The organism is Leptothrix discophora (assembly GCF_030705305.1).
In the GTDB taxonomy this organism is placed as follows: domain Bacteria; phylum Pseudomonadota; class Gammaproteobacteria; order Burkholderiales; family Burkholderiaceae_C; genus Sphaerotilus; species Sphaerotilus discophorus.
In genome coordinates this window covers 21,379-38,218 of record NZ_JAUZEE010000010.1, presented here as the reverse complement: position 1 = coordinate 38,218, position 16,840 = coordinate 21,379, and the positions used below count along the sequence as shown (strand labels likewise).

The 16,840-nt window shown below is 70.1% G+C and carries 18 protein-coding genes; 16 read left to right on the top strand and 2 right to left on the bottom strand.

Going from position 1 to position 16,840, the window contains the following annotated elements:
• Positions 1 to 78 precede the first annotated feature (78 nt).
• From Q8X39_RS16560 to Q8X39_RS16525, 8 genes are read left to right on the top strand one after another with little or no spacing between them, the layout of a single operon-like run.
• Entirely contained in the window at positions 79 to 1,395 is a 1,317-nt protein-coding gene (locus tag Q8X39_RS16560; RefSeq protein ID WP_305750792.1) for an NAD(P)/FAD-dependent oxidoreductase, read from the top strand.
• Positions 1,392 to 2,213 carry a DUF1365 domain-containing protein gene (locus Q8X39_RS16555; protein WP_305750791.1) on the top strand — a complete coding sequence of 274 codons (822 nt, stop codon included), beginning with the start codon at positions 1,392 to 1,394 and terminating at the stop codon, positions 2,211 to 2,213. Before Q8X39_RS16560 ends, Q8X39_RS16555 begins: the two co-directional genes overlap by 4 nt.
• 30 nt (positions 2,214 to 2,243) lie before the next feature.
• On the top strand, positions 2,244 to 3,503 hold the full coding sequence (locus Q8X39_RS16550) for an SAM-dependent methyltransferase (RefSeq protein WP_305750790.1): 1,260 nt from the start codon (positions 2,244 to 2,246) through the stop codon (positions 3,501 to 3,503).
• Positions 3,500 to 4,192 (top strand): chalcone isomerase family protein, encoded by a 693-nt coding sequence (locus tag Q8X39_RS16545; RefSeq protein WP_305750789.1) that lies wholly within the window; start codon positions 3,500 to 3,502, stop codon positions 4,190 to 4,192. Before Q8X39_RS16550 ends, Q8X39_RS16545 begins: the two co-directional genes overlap by 4 nt.
• Before the next feature lie 4 nt (positions 4,193 to 4,196).
• A complete protein-coding gene (locus Q8X39_RS16540) occupies positions 4,197 to 5,519 on the top strand; it encodes an MFS transporter (protein ID WP_305750788.1) in 1,323 nt (440 codons plus the stop codon).
• A 39-nt stretch (positions 5,520 to 5,558) separates the two neighbouring features.
• Complete coding sequence (locus Q8X39_RS16535; protein WP_305750787.1) at positions 5,559 to 6,113, top strand: DUF3833 domain-containing protein; 555 nt, start codon at positions 5,559 to 5,561, stop codon at positions 6,111 to 6,113.
• A gap of 13 nt (positions 6,114 to 6,126) precedes the next feature.
• Positions 6,127 to 6,900: an SDR family NAD(P)-dependent oxidoreductase gene (locus Q8X39_RS16530; RefSeq protein ID WP_305750786.1), complete on the top strand. Its 774-nt coding sequence runs from the start codon at positions 6,127 to 6,129 to the stop codon at positions 6,898 to 6,900.
• Positions 6,901 to 6,940: 40 nt separating this feature from the next.
• Complete coding sequence (locus Q8X39_RS16525) at positions 6,941 to 7,372, top strand: nuclear transport factor 2 family protein (protein WP_407068023.1); 432 nt, start codon at positions 6,941 to 6,943, stop codon at positions 7,370 to 7,372.
• A 16-nt stretch (positions 7,373 to 7,388) separates the two neighbouring features.
• On the opposite strand, the gene corA is transcribed toward Q8X39_RS16525, so the two are convergent.
• A complete protein-coding gene (gene corA, locus Q8X39_RS16520) occupies positions 7,389 to 8,363 on the bottom strand; it encodes a magnesium/cobalt transporter CorA (RefSeq protein ID WP_305750784.1) in 975 nt (324 codons plus the stop codon).
• Between the two features lie 450 nt (positions 8,364 to 8,813).
• Here corA and hpf point away from each other — a divergent pair, with 450 nt between their 5' ends.
• From hpf to hprK, 3 genes are all read left to right on the top strand, one after another.
• Entirely contained in the window at positions 8,814 to 9,161 is a 348-nt protein-coding gene (hpf, locus tag Q8X39_RS16515) for a ribosome hibernation-promoting factor, HPF/YfiA family (protein ID WP_305750783.1), read from the top strand.
• A gap of 274 nt (positions 9,162 to 9,435) precedes the next feature.
• Entirely contained in the window at positions 9,436 to 9,906 is a 471-nt protein-coding gene (locus tag Q8X39_RS16510; RefSeq protein WP_305750782.1) for a PTS sugar transporter subunit IIA, read from the top strand.
• A 34-nt stretch (positions 9,907 to 9,940) separates the two neighbouring features.
• Entirely contained in the window at positions 9,941 to 10,906 is a 966-nt protein-coding gene (hprK, locus tag Q8X39_RS16505; RefSeq protein ID WP_305750781.1) for an HPr(Ser) kinase/phosphatase, read from the top strand.
• 39 nt (positions 10,907 to 10,945) lie between these two features.
• On the opposite strand, the gene fur is transcribed toward hprK, so the two are convergent.
• Complete coding sequence (gene fur / locus Q8X39_RS16500; protein ID WP_305750780.1) at positions 10,946 to 11,377, bottom strand: ferric iron uptake transcriptional regulator; 432 nt, start codon at positions 11,375 to 11,377, stop codon at positions 10,946 to 10,948.
• A gap of 109 nt (positions 11,378 to 11,486) precedes the next feature.
• Here fur and Q8X39_RS16495 point away from each other — a divergent pair, with 109 nt between their 5' ends.
• From Q8X39_RS16495 to leuS, 5 genes are all read left to right on the top strand, one after another.
• Positions 11,487 to 12,050, top strand: a complete 564-nt coding sequence (locus Q8X39_RS16495) for an outer membrane protein assembly factor BamE (protein WP_305750779.1) — start codon at positions 11,487 to 11,489, stop codon at positions 12,048 to 12,050.
• Positions 12,051 to 12,105: 55 nt separating this feature from the next.
• Positions 12,106 to 12,915: a 4-hydroxy-tetrahydrodipicolinate reductase gene (gene dapB / locus Q8X39_RS16490; protein WP_305750778.1), complete on the top strand. Its 810-nt coding sequence runs from the start codon at positions 12,106 to 12,108 to the stop codon at positions 12,913 to 12,915.
• Positions 12,916 to 12,917: 2 nt separating this feature from the next.
• Positions 12,918 to 13,592 carry a MotA/TolQ/ExbB proton channel family protein gene (locus Q8X39_RS16485; protein WP_305750777.1) on the top strand — a complete coding sequence of 225 codons (675 nt, stop codon included), beginning with the start codon at positions 12,918 to 12,920 and terminating at the stop codon, positions 13,590 to 13,592.
• Between the two features lies 1 nt (position 13,593).
• The gene (locus tag Q8X39_RS16480; RefSeq protein WP_305750776.1) at positions 13,594 to 14,031 is read left to right on the top strand and encodes an ExbD/TolR family protein; all 438 of its coding nucleotides are present in this window, start codon (positions 13,594 to 13,596) and stop codon (positions 14,029 to 14,031) included.
• A 94-nt stretch (positions 14,032 to 14,125) separates the two neighbouring features.
• Complete coding sequence (leuS, locus tag Q8X39_RS16475; protein WP_305750775.1) at positions 14,126 to 16,828, top strand: leucine--tRNA ligase; 2,703 nt, start codon at positions 14,126 to 14,128, stop codon at positions 16,826 to 16,828.
• Positions 16,829 to 16,840 lie beyond the last annotated feature (12 nt).

Genomic DNA, 16,840 nt, shown 5'->3' with positions numbered 1-16,840 from the left:
CTCCTCCTCCCTCCCTCCCTCGTTCGCTTCGGGTTGCTGCACGGTTGCCTTCATGGCAGTCGGCGCCGGAGTCGCCCGATGAAGCGCGTCGCGGTCATCGGCGCTGGCATTTCCGGGCTTGCGGCAGCTTGGCAGCTGGGTGAAACCGGCAGCGGGTTCCAGGTCACCTTGTTCGAAGGCGGCGCGACGCTCGGCGGTCACGCCCACACCGTCGACGTGACCCTGCCGGATGCCGCTGGGCGTCCCGTCACGCACGGTGTCGACACCGGCTTCCTGGTCTTCAACCCGCGCACCTACCCGAACCTGGTGCAGCTGTTCGACACGCTGCAGGTGCCGGTCGCGGCCTCGGACATGTCGTTCTCGGTCCAGTCGGTCGCCGACGGGCTTGAATGGAGCGGCAGCAACCTGGCCAGCGTGTTCGCCCAGCGCCGCAACCTGCTGCGGCCTGCCTTCCTGGGCATGCTGGCCGAACTGGTCCGCTTCAACCGCCTGACGACCGAACTGGCGCAGCGCGGCGCCGAGGCTGAACTGGCCCAGGCGATCGGCGATTTCCTCGACGAGCACCGTTTCGGCGAGGCCTTCCGGCGCTGGTATTTCCTGCCCATGATCGGCTGCATCTGGTCCTGCCCGACCGAGCAGATGCTGCGCTTCCCGATCGGCACGCTGATCCGCTTCTGCCACAACCACGGCCTGCTGCAGGTCAACGATCGCCCGCAATGGCACACCGTGCGCGGCGGCTCGCGCGAGTACGTGCGCCGCATGCGGCCGCGCCTGGGCCAGGTCCGGCTGGACACGCCGGTGCAGGCGGTTCGCCGGATCGCGGGCGACGGCGTGCAGGTCTACACCGCCCAGGGCGCCGAGCGCTACGACGAGGTCGTGTTCGCCTGCCACAGCGACCAGGCCCTGCGCCTGCTCGGCAGCGATGCCAGCCCGGCCGAGCGCGAGGTGCTGGGCGCCATCGCCTACCACCCCAACGTGGCGGTGCTGCACACCGACACGTCGATGCTGCCGCGTCGGCCGCGCGCCTGGGCGGCCTGGAACTACGAACACGGTGGGAGCGACACGCAGGAGTCGTCCGCCGTCTGCCTGCACTACCTGATCAACCGGCTGCAGCCGCTGCCCTTCCAGCAGCCGGTGGTCGTCTCGCTCAACCCGGTGCGCCCGCCACGTGCCGACCTGGTGCTGGGCCGCTACGACTATGCGCACCCGGTCTTCGATCTCGGCGCGATCGCGGCGCAACGCCGCGTGCCGACGCTGCAAGGTCAGCGCCACACCTGGTTCTGCGGCGCCTGGACGGGCTACGGTTTCCACGAGGACGGCCTCAAGTCGGGCCTGGCGGTGGCCGACGGCCTGCGGGTCGCCGTCGCGGAACGCGCCGAGAGGCTGGCCGCATGACGATGCCGACGCCGTCGACGCCGGCCGGCGCCTGGGTGGGCGATGTCGCGCCGTTGCTGCTGCGCGGCGAGGTCAGCCACACCCGCCTGCGGCCGACGCTGCACGGCTTCCGCTATCCGACCTGGATGTTGATGCTGCCGCTGCGCGCCTGGGCCCGGAAGCCGGGCGGGGCGCTGGCGCGCAACCGGGCGGCGCTGGTCAATTTCCGCGATGCCGACCACGGCGAGGGCGGCCAGGACGCGCTGGCCTGGATCGACGCGCTGCTGCGCAGCGAAGGCATGGCGGCAGCCGACCTCGACGGCGGCGAGATCTGGTTGCAGACCTACCCGCGCGTGCTCGGTTATGCCTTCAAGCCGGTCAGCTTCTGGTACGCCCACGCCGCCGACGGCCGCCTGGTGGCCGTGCTGGCCGAGGTCAACAACACCTTCGGCGAACGTCACGCCTACTTGTTGCAGGGCGACGCGCTGGGCTGGGGCCGCGAGGTCCGCTCGCGCAAGGTCTTCCATGTCTCGCCCTTCTGCTCGGTCGAGGGCAGCTACCGCTTCCGCTTCCTGCGGAGCCTGGCCGAAGGCGGCCGGCCGGAGCGCCTGATCGCCCGTGTCGACCACGACGACGCATCGGGGCCGCTGATCGAGACCCGCATCAGCGGCTCGCTGCTGCCGCTGACGCCGCGCCACCTGTGGCGCGCCTGGCTGGCCATGCCGCTGCTGACGCTGGGCGTCTGGTCCCGCATCCATTGGCAGGCGCTGCGGCTGTGGCTCAAGCGCGTGCCCTTCTTTCGCAAGCCTGCGCCGCCCTCGATCCCGGTCAGCCGCTGAGGCTGCGCCCCCCACACGCCGAGAACACACATGCTCGACAACGCCTTCGCCGCCGACCGTGCCGAAACCGCCCTCGATGGCCTGATCCACGACCTCGACGCCCTGCTGCCTCGCCTGCCACTGGCCGCGCGCACGGTGCTCGGCTGCCTGCGCCAGATCCGCCACGGCTCGATCGAGCTGCACCTCCCGGACGGCCGGCTGCTGCGCATCGGCCACGGCGAGGCGCCGCATGCGTCGCTGCGCATCCACGACTGGTCGGTCTGCGCGGCGGTGCTCAAGTCCGGTGACATCGGCCTGGCCGAGGCCTACATCGACGGCCGCTGGAGCAGCCGCGACCTGGCTGGCCTGCTGCGCTTCTGCCTGGTCAACCGCGAGGCGATCGAGCGGGTCGTCTACGGCAGCCGCTGGGGCAGCCTGCTGTACCGCGTCAAGCACCTGCTCAACCGCAACAGCCGGCGCGGCAGCCGTCGCAACATCCACGCCCACTACGACCTCGGCAACGCCTTCTACGAACGCTGGCTGGACCGGTCGATGAACTACTCCAGCGCCTGGTTTGCCGAGGGCTTCGAGCAGACCCTGGAGTCGGCCCAGCAGGCCAAGATGGTCCGCGCGCTCGACGAGGCCGGCGTGCAGCCCGGCGCGCGCGTGCTGGAGATCGGCTGTGGCTGGGGCGCGGTGGCCGAGACCGCCGCCCGCGCCGGCGCGCACCTGACCGGCGTGACGCTGTCGACCGAGCAGCTGGCCTGGGCGCAGCGCCGCCTGGCCGATGCCGGACTGGCCGCAGGCGCCGACCTGCGCCTGCAGGACTACCGCGACATCGCCGATGCGCCCTTCGACGCGGTCGTGTCCATCGAGATGTTCGAGGCGGTCGGCCGTGACTACTGGCCGAGCTACTTCGAGACCGTCAAGCGCTGCCTCAAGCCTGGTGGCAAGGCCTGCATCCAGAGCATCACCATCCGCGACGACCTGTTCGTCCGCTACGTGCGCTCGACCGACTTCATCCAGCAGTACATCTTCCCCGGCGGCCTGCTGCCCAGCCCGAAGGAGTTCTGCCTGGCAGCCGAGCGCGCCGGCCTGGTGGTCGAACGCCAGATGGCCTTCGGCCCCGACTACGCCGAGACGCTGCGGCGCTGGCGCGCCATGTTCATGGCCGAGGAAGCGGCGGTGCGCAGCCTCGGCTTCGACACCCGCTTCATGCGGACCTGGGAGTTCTACCTCGCCTACTGCGAGGCCGCCTTCGACGCCGGCAGCACCGACGTCGTGCAGTTCACCTTGCGGCGGCCGGCATGAAGACGATCGGCCAGATCTCCCCGTCGCGATCGGCGGGATCGACGGGATCGACGCGATCGGTTCGCACGGCGGCACGTCGCCGCGTCCTGGCCCGGCTGGGTGGGCTCGGTGGCCTCGCCCTGCTGTCCGTCGCGACCGGCGGGCTGACCGTGGCGACGCCGGCGCAGGCCAGCAACAGCCCGCCACGCCCGGCATCCCCGACCTCGGCGCCGGCCGAGATCCTCGAGGCCCTGCCCGACGTGCGGCTGCAGGGCGGCATGCGCTTCACGTGGTTCGGGCTGCACGTCTACGACGCCCGGCTGTGGACGGTCACGCCCTTGCGCGAGGGCGACGACCTCGTCAGCCGGCCCTATGCGCTTGAGCTGGCCTATGCCCGACGGCTCGAAGGCCGCTCCATCGCCGACCGTTCGCTCGACGAGATGAAGCGCCTGGAGGCCATCGGCGCGTCCGAGGCGCAAGACTGGCTCAAGGCCATGCGCATCGCCTTCCCGGACGTCGCGCCGGGCGACCGCCTGGTCGGCCTGCACCGGCCGGGTCGTGGCGTGCAGTTCCTGCACAACGGCCGCGTCAGCGGCGAGGTCGCCGACACGCGGTTCGCGCGCCTGTTCTTCGGCATCTGGCTGTCGGCGTCGACCCGTGAACCGGCCCTGCGCGCGCAGCTGCTGGGCGCGGGCACGACCACCCGCTGATCCGGTGGCCGACCCCCTTCCGTCGACCTGGCGTGCGGGTCTGGCCTACGGCGCCCTGGGCCTGCCGCTGGCCTTCATCGCGCTGCCGCTCTACGTCCTCCTGCCGCATCACTATGCCGATCGCCACGCGGTGCCGCTGGCGGCGCTGGGCCTGCTGCTGCTGGCGGTGCGCGGGCTCGACGCCTTGCTCGACCCGGCCATCGGTCGGCTGGCCGACCGCCTGCTGGACCGATCCGGCGCCCGCGCCTGGCAGGTCATCGGCGGCTGCGCGGTCGTCATGGCGGCGGGCTTCTGGGCGCTCTTCCACGCACCGGCCGGCGCGAGCCTGACGGCCCTGCTCGCCTGGTGCGGTGCCGGCCTGGTGCTGACCTACCTGGCCTACAGCCTGGCCAGCATCGTCCACCAGGCCTGGGGCGCACGGCTCGGTGGCGACGACGTGGCGCAGGCCCGCCGCGTGGCCTGGCGCGAAGGTCTGGCATTGGCCGGCGTGATGGTCGCCAGCGTGCTGCCCTCGCTGGCCGGTCTGGACCTGACGGCCGGCCTGCTGGCGCTGCTGCTGCTGGCGGGCTGGTGGTGGCTCAAGGCCGTGCCGTCGGTGTCGATCACGCCGGAACGCGCTCACGCGGACCGGTCCGAGGCCACCGCACCTTCGCCCTGGCGCCTGCCGGCCTTCCGCGCGCTGCTGTCGGTCTACCTGCTCAACGGCATCGCCAGCGCGGTGCCGGCCACGCTGGTGCTGTTCTTCGTGCGCGACCGGCTGCAGGCGCCGGCCTGGGAAGGCGGCTTCCTGGCGGCCTACTTCGCGGCCGGCGCGTTGTCGCTGCCGCTGTGGCTGCGGCTGGTGGCCTGGCGCGGCCTGGTGCCGGCCTGGCTGGCCGGCATGCTGCTGGCGGTGGCCACGTTTGCCTTTGCCGTCGGGCTGGGCGCGGGCGACGTTGCCGGCTTCCTGGCGGTCTGCATCGCCAGCGGGCTGGCGCTGGGCGCGGACCTGGCCGTGCCGGGCGCGCTGCTGGCCCGCGTCGCACGACAGGCTCATGGATCGAGCCACCCAGGGGCAGGCACCGGCAACCCGGGCACCTCGGCCGGCGAGGGCGTCTGCTTCGGCTGGTGGAACGCCGCCACCAAGCTCAACCTGGCCCTGTCGGCCGGCCTGGTGCTGCCGGCGCTGGACCTGGCCGGCTATCGGCCTGGCGCGACCGATCCGGGCGCGCTGGCCGCGCTCAGCTTGGCCTATGCGGCCTTCCCTTGCCTGCTCAAGCTGGCTGCGGCCGCCCTGCTGTGGCGACGCGCGGCACGCATCCTGGGTGATGAACCCGCCTCGCCCTGAGTTCACCCTGATCCCCGACCCGAACCCGAAGGACCGACCATGACGATCCGATTCATCCCCTCCGCTCGCCGGCTGCTGCTCGCCGGAGCGGCCGCGCTCGCCTTCACGCTCGCGGGCTGCGCCGGCCCACAGGTTCAGGACTACGCCCGCGAGACGCCGCAGCTGGACCTGCGCGAGTACTTCAACGGCGACCTCGTCGCGCACGGCCTGTTCACCGACCGCTCCGGCGCAGTCAAGCGCCGTTTCACCGTCAAGATGAAGGGCACCTGGCAGGGCGACCAGGGCGTGCTGGAAGAGGACTTCCTCTACAGCGACGGCCAGACCGAGCGCCGGGTCTGGCGTCTGCAGCGCGGTGCCGATGGCCGCTACATCGGCCGGGCCGACGACGTCGTCGGCGAGGCCCAGGGCGAGGCCGCCGGCAACGCGCTGCGCTGGCGGTATACGCTGCGCCTGAAGGTCGACGGCAGCACCTGGGACGTGCAGTTCGACGACTGGATGTTCCAGATGGACCGGCAGGTCATGCTCAACCGGGCGGCCATGAGCAAGTTCGGCATCCACCTGGGCGACGTCACCCTGTCGTTCCAGAAACTCTGAGGCACCGACCGCGATGGCCCTGAACCCCAAGATGAAGGACTGGCGCCACCGCGTCGTCTGGCTGGTCGGCGCCTCCACCGGCATCGGCCGGGCCTGTGCCGAGCGGCTGGCCGAGCGGGGCGCGCATGTTGCGGTGTCGGCTCGCAGCGCCGACGCGCTGTCCGAGTTCGGCCTGCGCCACCGCGATGCGCTGATCCTGCCGCTCGACGTCGCCGAGCCCGGCGTGCTGGCCGGTGCGGCCGACACGATCCGCGAACGCTGGGGCCGCATCGATCTGGTCGTCTACTGCGCCGGCACCTACCGCGCCCAGCGTGCGACCGACCACGACCTGGCCGACATGCTGCGCCACCAGCAGGTCAACTATGTCGGCGCGCTGCACCTGCTCGATGCCGTGCTGCCGGTGCTGCTCGAACAGCAGGCCGGCCACATCAGCCTGATCTCCAGCGTGGCCGGCTACCGTGGCCTGCCGCAGGCGCTCGCCTACGGCCCGACCAAGGCGGCGCTGCAGAACCTGGCCGAGGTGCTCTACCTGGACCTGAGCGAGCGCGGCATCGGCGTGTCGGTGGTCAACCCCGGCTTCGTGGAGACGCCACTGACCGCGCAGAACGAGTTCCGCATGCCGGCGCTGATCTCACCCGCCGCGGCGGCCGATGCGATGCTGGCCGGCTGGGCGCGTGGCGAGTTCGAGATCCATTTCCCGAAGCGCTTCACCTGGGTGCTCAAGCTGATCGGGCTGCTGCCGCCGTCGCTGTACTTCCGCGCGATCCGCCGTGCGACGGGGCTCTGAGATGGGCACTCCGCCGCGCCACCCGGATGCACGGATTGCCGTGTTGATCGGCTATTTCGAGCAGCTCGGCCCGGCCGACCTGGCCCGCATCGACGCGATCTATGCGCCCGACGCGGCCTTCAAGGACCCCTTCAACGAGGTCCGGGGCACGGCGGCGATCGCGGCCATCTTCGCCCACATGTTCGAGACCATGACCGCACCGCGCTTCATCGTGCGCGACGCCGTGGCGCAGGGCGACGACTGCTTCCTGACCTGGGACTTCGTGTTCGAGTCGACCGCGCTGGCGAAGGCTCCCGACGGCACGTCGCGGCAGTGCATCCGTGGTGCCTCGCACCTGCGGCTCGACCCGACGGGCCGCATCGCCATGCACCGTGACTATTGGGATGCCGCAGAGGAGCTGTACGCGCGCCTGCCGCTGATCGGTGCGCTGATGCGCTGGCTGCGCCGCCGGCTGGCGACGCCAGGGCGCTGAGCCGCATCGGGGCGCCTCAGCGCATCCAGCCCTTGCGGCGGAAGTAGATCAGCGGCGCGGCGACCGAGGTCACCATCAGCCCGAGCGCGAAGGGATAGCCCCAGGCCTGGCGCAGTTCGGGCATGAACTCGAAGTTCATGCCGTAGATGCTGGCGATCAGCGTCGGCGGCAGCAGCGCGACCGACGCCACCGAGAAGATCTTGATGATCTTGTTCTGGTTGATGTTGATGAAGCCGACCGTGGCGTCCATCAGGAAGTTGATCTTGTCGAACAGGAAGGCGGTGTGCGAGTCGAGCGAGTCGATGTCGCGCATGATCTGGCGCGCTTCCTCGAACTGCTCGGCGTTGAGCATGCGGCTGCGCATCATGAAGCTGATGGCGCGGCGCGTGTCCATCACGTTGCGGCGGATGCGGCCGTTGAGGTCTTCCTCGCGTGCGATCGCCGCCAGCGCCTCGCCGGCGGCGCGGTCGTCGATCTCCTGCTTGAGCACGCCCGCGCTGACCTTCTCGAGGTTGTCGTAGATGCCCTCGAGCGCGTCGGCCGAGTATTCGGCATCGGCGTCGTAGAGCTTGAGCAGCACGTCCTTGGCGTCCTCGATCAGGGCCGGGATGCGGCGCGCCCGAAGGCGCAGCAGGCGGAACACCGGCAGGTCCTCGGCATGCACCGAGAACAGCACGTTGTTGAACAGGATGAAGGCCACGCGCACGTTGCGCGGCGTCTCGTCGTCGTCGATCAGGAAGTCCGAGCGGATGTGCAGCTCGCCGTTGTCTTCCTCGTAGTAGCGGGCCGATTCCTCCAGGTCCTCGCCGACCTCGGTGTCGGGCGTGCGCAGGCCGAAGCGCTGTTCGACCCAGGCCTTCTCCTGCTCGGTCGGTGCTTCGAGGTCGACCCAGACCGGCGCCAGCGTGGCGGTGGCCTCGGGCTTGTCGGTCCCGGCCTCGATCTCGACCTGGTAGAGCCGGCCGTTGACCAGCGTGAAGACGTTGAGCATGCAGGCTCCTGGGGGGGCGACCCGGGGCGCCGCGGGCTGGCCCGTCCCGGCGTCCGCCGTGGGCTGCTGCGCGTCGCCGGACGGCGTCTTGAGGCGTCCTGCGGCGTGCTGCCGGGAACCCCGCACAAAGCCGGCGAGTATCGCACCGCGACCGGGCTCGCCTGAGCATGGAAGGGCCGTCCGGAAGGGGCATCGCGCGTGGGCTGCGGACCGGTCGATCTGCCGCATCCAGCGCATCCGCGAGGCGCGCAGGATGCTCGCAAACACGGAGCGTAACGCGAAAGAAGCACCCCCAGTGCATTCCCGCACGACCCTGGTGCGGCACCCCGGTCCTGCCTTGCCAGGGCCAGTTGATGCGGTCACACTGGCTTCACAGAAAAGACATCAGCGGGGTTCGTGCCGCCAGGGCCCCGACCAGCGTTTTCCCACCACCCCCTCTATGGAGGCCTCATGAACCTGACGATCAGTGGACACCACCTGGAAGTGACCCCGGCCCTGCGTGAGTACGTTCTCACCAAGCTGGACCGGGTCACGCGGCACTTTGACCAGGTCGTGGATGTGAACGTCCTGCTGACGGTCGAGAAACTGAAGGAAAAGGAAAGGCGCCAGAAGGCTGAAGTGACACTCCATGTGAAGGGCAAGGACATCTTCGTCGAAAGCTCCCATGAAGACCTCTACGCCGCGATCGATCAGCTGATGGACAAGCTCGATCGCCAGGTGGTCCGCCACAAGGACAAGCTCCAGGATCACCACCACGCCACCGCCAAGCGGCTCGACGCGACCGGTGACGCCATCTGAGACGTCGGGCAACCCTGACGACCGCGGGGCCTTCGGGCCCCTTTTTCATGTCCGGCGCACGCTGCCGGTGCGTCGCGAGGCAATCGATCTGGAAGTCGTGAACCTTTGCCCAGGGGAGTTGCAAACGATTGTTGCAATGCGGCAACCTTGCGCTGATCGCCTGACTGCCTGAGGGATGGCACCCGCGCAGCCGGGATGCCGATTCCTATAATCATTTTCCCGTCTCCACCGAGGCGCCCGCCAAGGCTCAGGCCCAAACCGGCGACCGATCCCGATGAACCGACTTGCCGCCATCCTGCCCGCCAGCAATGTTCTCGTGCAGGTGGACGCCTCCAGCAAAAAGCGTGCTTTCGAGCAGGCCGGCCTGCTGTTCGAGAACCAGCATGCCGTGGCCCGCGCCACCGTGACCGACAACCTGTTCGCACGCGAACGGCTCGGCTCGACCGGCCTGGGTCACGGGGTGGCGATTCCGCATGGCCGCATCAAGGGCCTGAAGAATCCGCTCGCGGCGGTGCTGCGCGTCTCCCAGCCGATCGCCTTCGAGGCGCCGGACGACGAACTGGTCTCGCTGATGATCTTCCTGCTGGTGCCCGAGGCGGCGACGCAGCGGCACCTGGAAATCCTCTCGGAGATCGCCGAGCTGCTGTCCGACCGTGACCTGCGCGAGCGCCTCAAGACCGAGCCCGACGCCGCCACGGTGCACGACCTGATCCGCCGCTGGGAACCGCTCAAGTCGGTCGCCTGACCCGCATCCGGACCCCGCACCCGCCGGCCGCCGCGTGAAGCCCACCGTCATCAGCGCCGAGGCGCTGTTCGATGCCCACCGGGCGGCGCTCAAATGGGAGTGGATTGCCGGCCACGCCGCGCCGGAGCGCCGCTTCGACGAGGTGGCGGTGCGCGATGCGCAGTCCGCCGCCGACCTGGTCGGATACCTGAACTACATCCATCCCTACCGGGTCCAGATCCTCGGCCGGCGCGAGGTTGCCTACCTCGATCACGTCGTGAGCGACCCGGAGCGGCAGGGCCGTCGCATCTCGCGCATCGTCACGCTCGAACCGCCGGTGTTGATCGTGGCCGACGGCTGCACGCCGCCCGAGAAGCTGGTGGCGATGTGCGAGCGCGCCGAAATCCCGCTGTTCAGCACCCAGGAATCGGCCGGCCACTGCATCGACATCCTGCGCGGCTACCTCGGCCAGCACTTCGCCGAGCGGACCTCGCGCCACGGCGTCTTCATGGACATCCTGGGGCTGGGCGTGCTGCTGACCGGCGAATCGGGCCTGGGCAAGAGCGAACTCGGCCTGGAGCTGATCTCGCGTGGCCATGGTCTGGTGGCCGACGACGTGGTCGATCTCTATCGCGTCGCCCAGACTTCCGTCGAGGGCCGCTGCCCCGAGCTGCTGCGCAACCTGCTGGAAGTGCGCGGCATCGGCCTGCTCGACATCAAGGCGATCTTTGGCGAGACGGCGGTGCGCCGCAAGATGCGGCTCAAGCTGATCGTGCACCTGGTCCGCAAGGAGACGCTGGACCGCGACTTCGAGCGCATCCCCTACGAGCCGCTGTATGAGGACATCCTCGGCATGCCCGTGCGCAAGGTCGTGATCGCGGTGGACGCTGGCCGCAACCTGGCGGTGCTGGTCGAGGCGGCGGTGCGCAACACCGTGCTGCAACTGCGCGGCATCGACACCTACCAGGAATTCATCCGTCGCCACCGCGACCTGATGGACCAGGGCGACGCCGGCCTCTGATCGGGGCCGTCCGCCGCCTCATCGACCGGTGTCAGCGCGTCACTTGCCCGGCCGGTGCGGGCAGGCCGTCTTGGTGCACTGGGCGTAGAGCGCCAGCGAGTGTTCCTGCAGCCGGTAGCCGCGCTCGAGCGCGATCTCGTGCTGGCGCTTCTCGATCTGCGGGTCGTAGAACTCCTCGACCCGGCCGCAGTCCATGCACACGAGGTGGTCGTGGTGCTGGCCTTCGTTGAGCTCAAAGACCGACTTGCCGCTCTCGAAGTGGTTGCGCGTCAGCAAGCCGGCCTGCTCGAACTGCATCAGCACGCGATAGACCGTCGCCAGGCCGATGTCCGATCCTTCGGCGAGCAGCAGCTTGTAGACGTCCTCGGCCGTCATGTGACGTTCGCGGGCACTCTGGAAGACCTCGAGGATCTTGATGCGCGGCAACGTGGCCTTCAGGCCCGAGCTCTTCAGTTCATCCGCATGTGTCATGGGTCGGCAGGTCGGGCCGGTGGGCGCGGGGCGCGCCTCGTTAGAATTTGCCGATCATATCGGCATGCATCGGCCCCAGGGCCAGGCCGGAAACCACCTTGAGGCACTCGTGACCCGGTCTCCTTTCCTGCGTTTCTCGCCCGTCGCCGCGGCCCTGCTGGCCGCCATCACCCTGGCCGGTTGCGCCGCCTCCGCCGACCCCGACCGACGCTTCGCCGGCCTGATCACGCCCTACCGCATGGAGGTCGTGCAAGGCAACGTGGTGACGCAGGAAATGGCCGCCCAGCTGCGACCCGGGCTGACGCGCGAACAGGTCCGCGGCCTGCTCGGCTCGCCCCTGCTGGCCGACGTCTTCCACGCTGACCGCTGGGACTACGTCTTCACCATCCGTCGGCAGGGTGCCGCGCCGCAGCGCCGGCACGTGACGGTGCTGTTCCAGAACGACAAGGTGCTGAGCTTCGAGGCGCCGCAGCTGCCCTCCGAGCGCGAGTTCGTCGATGCCATCGACGTCGCCAAGGTCGAGCGCAGGTCGGTCCCGCTGGCCCTCAGCGACGACCAGTTGCGCCAGCTGCCGCTGCCCAAACCGGCCGAGACGGCCGCCGCACCGGCCGGATCCGCAGCCAGCGCGCCGGCGCGTGCCTATCCCCCTCTCGAGCCATTGCCGGCTCGCTGATCCCGATCTACACCCACTGCTCGGGCCGACCTCCGCGCGGCCCCGGGGACTCCTGATGACCGACCAACTTCCGATCGCCGTCGCCGGCTGCACCGGCCGCATGGGCCACATGCTGATCGAGGCCGTGATGGCAGCCGACGACTGCCGCCTGTCCGGCGCGCTCGACCGCGCCGGCAGCCCCGCCGAGGGACACGACGCCGCCGCCTTCCTGGGCCAGACCAGCGGCGTGGCGATCACCTCCGACCTGAAGGCCGGCCTGGGCACCTCGCGCTTCCTGATCGACTTCACCCGCCCCGAGGGCACGATGGCGCATCTGGCGGTCTGCCGGGAACTGGGCGTGAAGATGATCATCGGCACGACCGGCTTCAGCGAGGCCCAGAAGGCCGAGATCACGGCCGCCTCGCGCGACATCGCCATCATGCTGGCGCCCAACATGAGCGTGGGCGTCAACGTCGTGCTGGGCCTGCTGGACATGGCCGCGCGCGCCATGAGCCACGGCTACGACATCGAGGTCATCGAGGCCCATCACCGCCACAAGGTCGACGCGCCCAGCGGCACCGCGCTGAAGATGGGCGAGGTGCTGGCCCAGGCGCTCGGGCGTGACCTGAAGGACTGCGCCGTCTACGCCCGCGAGGGCATCACCGGCGAGCGCGATCCATCCAGCATCGGCTTCGCGACCATCCGCGGCGGCGACATCGTCGGCGACCACACCGTGCTGTTCGCCGGCATCGGCGAGCGCATCGAGATCACCCACAAGTCGTCCAGCCGCTCGACCTACGCCCAGGGCGCGCTGCGCGCCGCCCGCTTCCTGTCGGGCCAGGCCAGCGGCCTGTACGGCATGAACGACGTCCTCGGCTTCGCCTGAGCATGAACGCGCTCCAGGTCGTCTGGTCCCAGGGCGACGGCGTCAGCCGCGCGGTCGCGCTGCTGCTGCTGGCGATGTCGGTCAGCGCCTGGGTGCTGATCTTCTGGAAGACCTGGGTGCTGCAGCGGGCCCGCCGTGACCTGGGCCGGATCGTGCCGGCCTTCTGGGATGCACCGGACCTGTCGGCCGGCCAGCGCCTGCTGGCCGAGCGTGACCGCGAGGCCGTGCTGCTGCCGATGCTGGACGCCGCCCGTGCGGCGCCGGCCGGGGGCTCGCTGGCCGCCGGCGCGCAGGCCCAGGCGCAGCTGACACGCCGCCTGCGCGACGCGCTGCACGGTGTGCTGGCGCAGCTTCAGCAAGGCCAGGTCGTGCTGGCCTCGATCGGCGCGACGGCGCCATTCATCGGCCTGTTCGGCACGGTCTGGGGCATCTACCACGCGCTGGTCGGCATCTCCGCCTCGGGCAGCGTCAGCATCGACAAGGTGGCCGGACCGGTGGGTGAGGCCCTGATCATGACCGCCGCCGGCCTAGCCGTGGCCATCCCGGCCGTGCTGGCCTACAACCTGTTCGGTCGCTGGCTGGGCGCCTGCGAGGCCGATCTGGAAGGCTGGGCCCATGACCTGCGCGAGCTGTTCGCGCCGGGTGCCGCATCGGCCGACGCCGACGAGGACCGCTGACATGGCGCTGGGCCGACTCGAGCGGCGCAGCCAGCCGCAGCCGATGAGCGAGATCAACATGACCCCGCTGATCGACGTGATGCTGGTGCTGCTCGTGATCTTCATGATCACCGCGCCGCTGATGGGCGCCAGCCTCAAGCTTGACCTGCCGCGCGCCGACGGCGCCACGCCCCAGGTCGAGACGCCGGCCGCGATCCAGGTCGCGCTGCAGGCCAACGGGGCGCTCCACCTTGGCGAAGAACGCCTCGAGGCGGCCGAATTCCAGCGCCGCATCACCGAACTCGGCCAGCGCGCCGAGGCCGCGCGTCCCGAGGTCCAGCTCCGGGCCGACCAGGCCACGCCCTACGGCCTGGTGGCGCAGCTGATCGGCCAGCTCCAGCTGGCCGGCCTGAACCGCATCGCCTTCGTGACCGAGCCGGTGGCCGCCGCCAGCCGCTGAGGCGGCCGGCCGGTGCCCCTGCGGCGGCGACCCCGGCAACGATAATCCGGCGCTTCCGCCGACCCGCACCGCTTTCCTTGCCTGCCCGCGCACCATGAACGAGAAATACGATCCCGCCGCCGTCGAAGCCGCCGCCCAGTCGCAATGGACCGCGGCCGACGCCTACCGTGTCGTCGAGAACGCCCGCGACAGCGAGGGCCGGCTCAAGCCCAAGTTCTACGCCTGCTCGATGCTGCCGTACCCCAGCGGCAAGCTGCACATGGGCCACGTGCGCAACTACACCATCAACGACATGCTGACCCGCCAGCTGCGCATGAAGGGCCACAACGTCCTGATGCCGATGGGCTGGGATGCCTTCGGCCTGCCGGCCGAGAACGCCGCGCTCAAGAACCGCGTGCCGCCGGAGCGATGGACGCGCGAGAACATCGCCTACATGAAGCGCCAGATGCAGGCGATGGGCCTGGCGATCGACTGGTCGCGCGAGGTCGCCACCTGCGACCCGAGCTACTACAAGTGGAACCAGTGGCTGTTCCTGAAGATGCTGGAAGCCGGCATCGCCGAACGCCGCACCCAGGTCGTCAACTGGGACCCGGTCGACCAGACCGTGCTGGCCAACGAACAGGTCATCGACGGCAAGGGCTGGCGCTCCGGCGCGCCGGTCGAGAAGCGCGAGATCCCCGGCTACTACCTGGCGATCACGAAGTACGCCGAGGAACTGCTCTCGGCCGTCGCCAACCCGGATGACCCGAGCTACCTCAGCGGCTGGCCCGAGCGCGTGCGGCTGATGCAGGAAAACTGGATCGGCAAGAGCGAAGGCGTGCGCTTCGCCTTCCCGCACGCGATCCGCGCCGCCGACGGCGCGCCGATCCAGGACGGCAAGCTCTACGTCTTCACGACCCGTGCCGACACCATCATGGGCGTCACCTTCTGCGCGGTCGCGCCCGAACATCCGCTGGCCACGCATGCGGCGGCCAGCAACCCGGCGCTGGCGGCCTTCATCGCCGAATGCGCGCAGGGCGGCACGACCGAGGCCGAGCTGGCCACGCAGGAAAAGAAGGGCATGGCCACCGGCCTGTTCGTCACCCACCCGCTGACCGGCGCGCAGGTCGAGGTCTGGGTCGGCAACTACGTGCTCATGAGCTATGGCGACGGTGCCGTGATGGGCGTGCCGGCGCACGACGAGCGTGACTTCGCCTTCGCGAAGAAGTACGGCATCGAGATCCGCCAGGTCGTCGCCGTCGAGGGCGAGACCTTCACGACCGAGGCCTGGGCCGAGTCCTACGGCGACAAGCAGCGCGGCGTCTGCATCAACTCGGGCGTGCTGGACGGCCTGGCGCACAAGGCCGCGGTCGGCAAGGTCGCCGAGCTGGTCGGCGCGCTGGGCCTGGGCGAGAAGAAGACCACCTGGCGCCTGCGCGACTGGGGCATCAGCCGCCAGCGCTACTGGGGCACGCCCATCCCCATCATCCATTGCGACGACTGCGGCCCGGTGCCGGTGCCCGAGCAGGACCTGCCGGTGGTGCTGCCGATCGACTGCGTGCCCGATGGCAGCGGCAATCCGCTGCGTCTGCGCAGCGATTTCCTGAACGTCGCCTGCCCGCGCTGCGCCCGGCCGGCGCGCCGCGAGACCGACACGATGGACACCTTCGTCGACTCGTCGTGGTACTTCATGCGCTACTGCGACGCCACCGACGACACGGCGATGGTGGGCGAGGGCACGCAGTACTGGATGCGGGGCCATGCCGGTGCCGTGGGCGGCAGCGGCATGGACCAGTACATCGGCGGCATCGAGCACGCCATCCTTCACCTGCTCTACGCGCGCTTCTGGACCAAGGTCATGCGCGACCTGAAGCTGGTGCAGGTCGACGAGCCCTTCACGCGGCTGCTGACGCAGGGCATGGTGCTCAACCACATCTACAGCCGTCGCACCGACAAGGGCGGCATCGAGTACTTCTGGCCGCATGAGGTCGACAACGTGTTCGACGCCGGCGGCAAGATCGTCGGCGCGACCCTCAAGGCCGACGGCAGCGCGGTCGACTACCAGGGCGTCGGCACGATGTCCAAGTCCAAGAACAACGGTGTCGATCCGCAGGACCTGATCAACCAGTACGGCGCCGACACCGCCCGCCTGTTCGTGATGTTCGCGTCGCCGCCGGAGCAGACGCTCGAATGGAACGACTCGGCGGTCGAGGGCGCGCAGCGCTTCCTCAAGCGGGTCTGGGGCTACGGTGCCAGGCATGCGACGGCGCTGAAGGGCGCACCGGAGATCGCCGCCGTCGTGACCGACATCGCCGGCGACGCCCGCGCGCTGCGCCGCGAGGTCCACACCGTGCTGCGCCAGGTCAGCCACGACTACGAGCGCATGCAATACAACACCGTGGTCAGCGGCGCGATGAAGCTGCTGAACGCGCTCGAGGGCGCCCGGCTCGACGACAGCGCGGCCAGCGCCGCCGTCATGCGCGAGGGCTACTCGGTGCTGCTGCGCGCGCTCTACCCGGCCTGCCCGCACATCGCCCAGGTGATGTGGAACGAGCTGGGCTACGACCAGCGCCTGGGCGGCCTGCTCGACGCGCCGTGGCCGGTGGTCGACGAGGCCGCGCTGGTGCGCGACGAGATCGAGCTGGTGCTGCAGGTCAACGGCAAGACGCGCGGCGCGATCACCGTGCCGGCGAGCGCCGACCGGGCCGCGATCGAGGCCATCGCCGGTGCCTCGGAAGAGGTCGCCCGCTTCGCCGAGGGCCGGCCGATCAAGAAGGTCATCGTGGTGCCGGGTCGCCTGGTCAACGTCGTTGCCTGAACGGGACGCCGC

What these genes read in the sequence shown, in the direction of transcription:
- Q8X39_RS16560 (WP_305750792.1), top strand. Translation starts at nt 79, where the DNA reads ATGAAGCGCGTCGCGGTCATCGGCGCTGGCATTTCCGGGCTTGCGGCA.
- Q8X39_RS16555 (WP_305750791.1), top strand. Translation starts at nt 1,392, where the DNA reads ATGACGATGCCGACGCCGTCGACGCCGGCCGGCGCCTGGGTGGGCGAT.
- Q8X39_RS16550 (WP_305750790.1), top strand. Translation starts at nt 2,244, where the DNA reads ATGCTCGACAACGCCTTCGCCGCCGACCGTGCCGAAACCGCCCTCGAT.
- Q8X39_RS16545 (WP_305750789.1), top strand. Translation starts at nt 3,500, where the DNA reads ATGAAGACGATCGGCCAGATCTCCCCGTCGCGATCGGCGGGATCGACG.
- Q8X39_RS16535 (WP_305750787.1), top strand. Translation starts at nt 5,559, where the DNA reads ATGACGATCCGATTCATCCCCTCCGCTCGCCGGCTGCTGCTCGCCGGA.
- Q8X39_RS16530 (WP_305750786.1), top strand. Translation starts at nt 6,127, where the DNA reads ATGGCCCTGAACCCCAAGATGAAGGACTGGCGCCACCGCGTCGTCTGG.
- corA (WP_305750784.1), bottom strand. Translation starts at nt 8,363, where the DNA reads ATGCTCAACGTCTTCACGCTGGTCAACGGCCGGCTCTACCAGGTCGAG.
- hpf (WP_305750783.1), top strand. Translation starts at nt 8,814, where the DNA reads ATGAACCTGACGATCAGTGGACACCACCTGGAAGTGACCCCGGCCCTG.
- Q8X39_RS16510 (WP_305750782.1), top strand. Translation starts at nt 9,436, where the DNA reads ATGAACCGACTTGCCGCCATCCTGCCCGCCAGCAATGTTCTCGTGCAG.
- fur (WP_305750780.1), bottom strand. Translation starts at nt 11,377, where the DNA reads ATGACACATGCGGATGAACTGAAGAGCTCGGGCCTGAAGGCCACGTTG.
- dapB (WP_305750778.1), top strand. Translation starts at nt 12,106, where the DNA reads ATGACCGACCAACTTCCGATCGCCGTCGCCGGCTGCACCGGCCGCATG.
- Q8X39_RS16485 (WP_305750777.1), top strand. Translation starts at nt 12,918, where the DNA reads ATGAACGCGCTCCAGGTCGTCTGGTCCCAGGGCGACGGCGTCAGCCGC.
- Q8X39_RS16480 (WP_305750776.1), top strand. Translation starts at nt 13,594, where the DNA reads ATGGCGCTGGGCCGACTCGAGCGGCGCAGCCAGCCGCAGCCGATGAGC.
- leuS (WP_305750775.1), top strand. Translation starts at nt 14,126, where the DNA reads ATGAACGAGAAATACGATCCCGCCGCCGTCGAAGCCGCCGCCCAGTCG.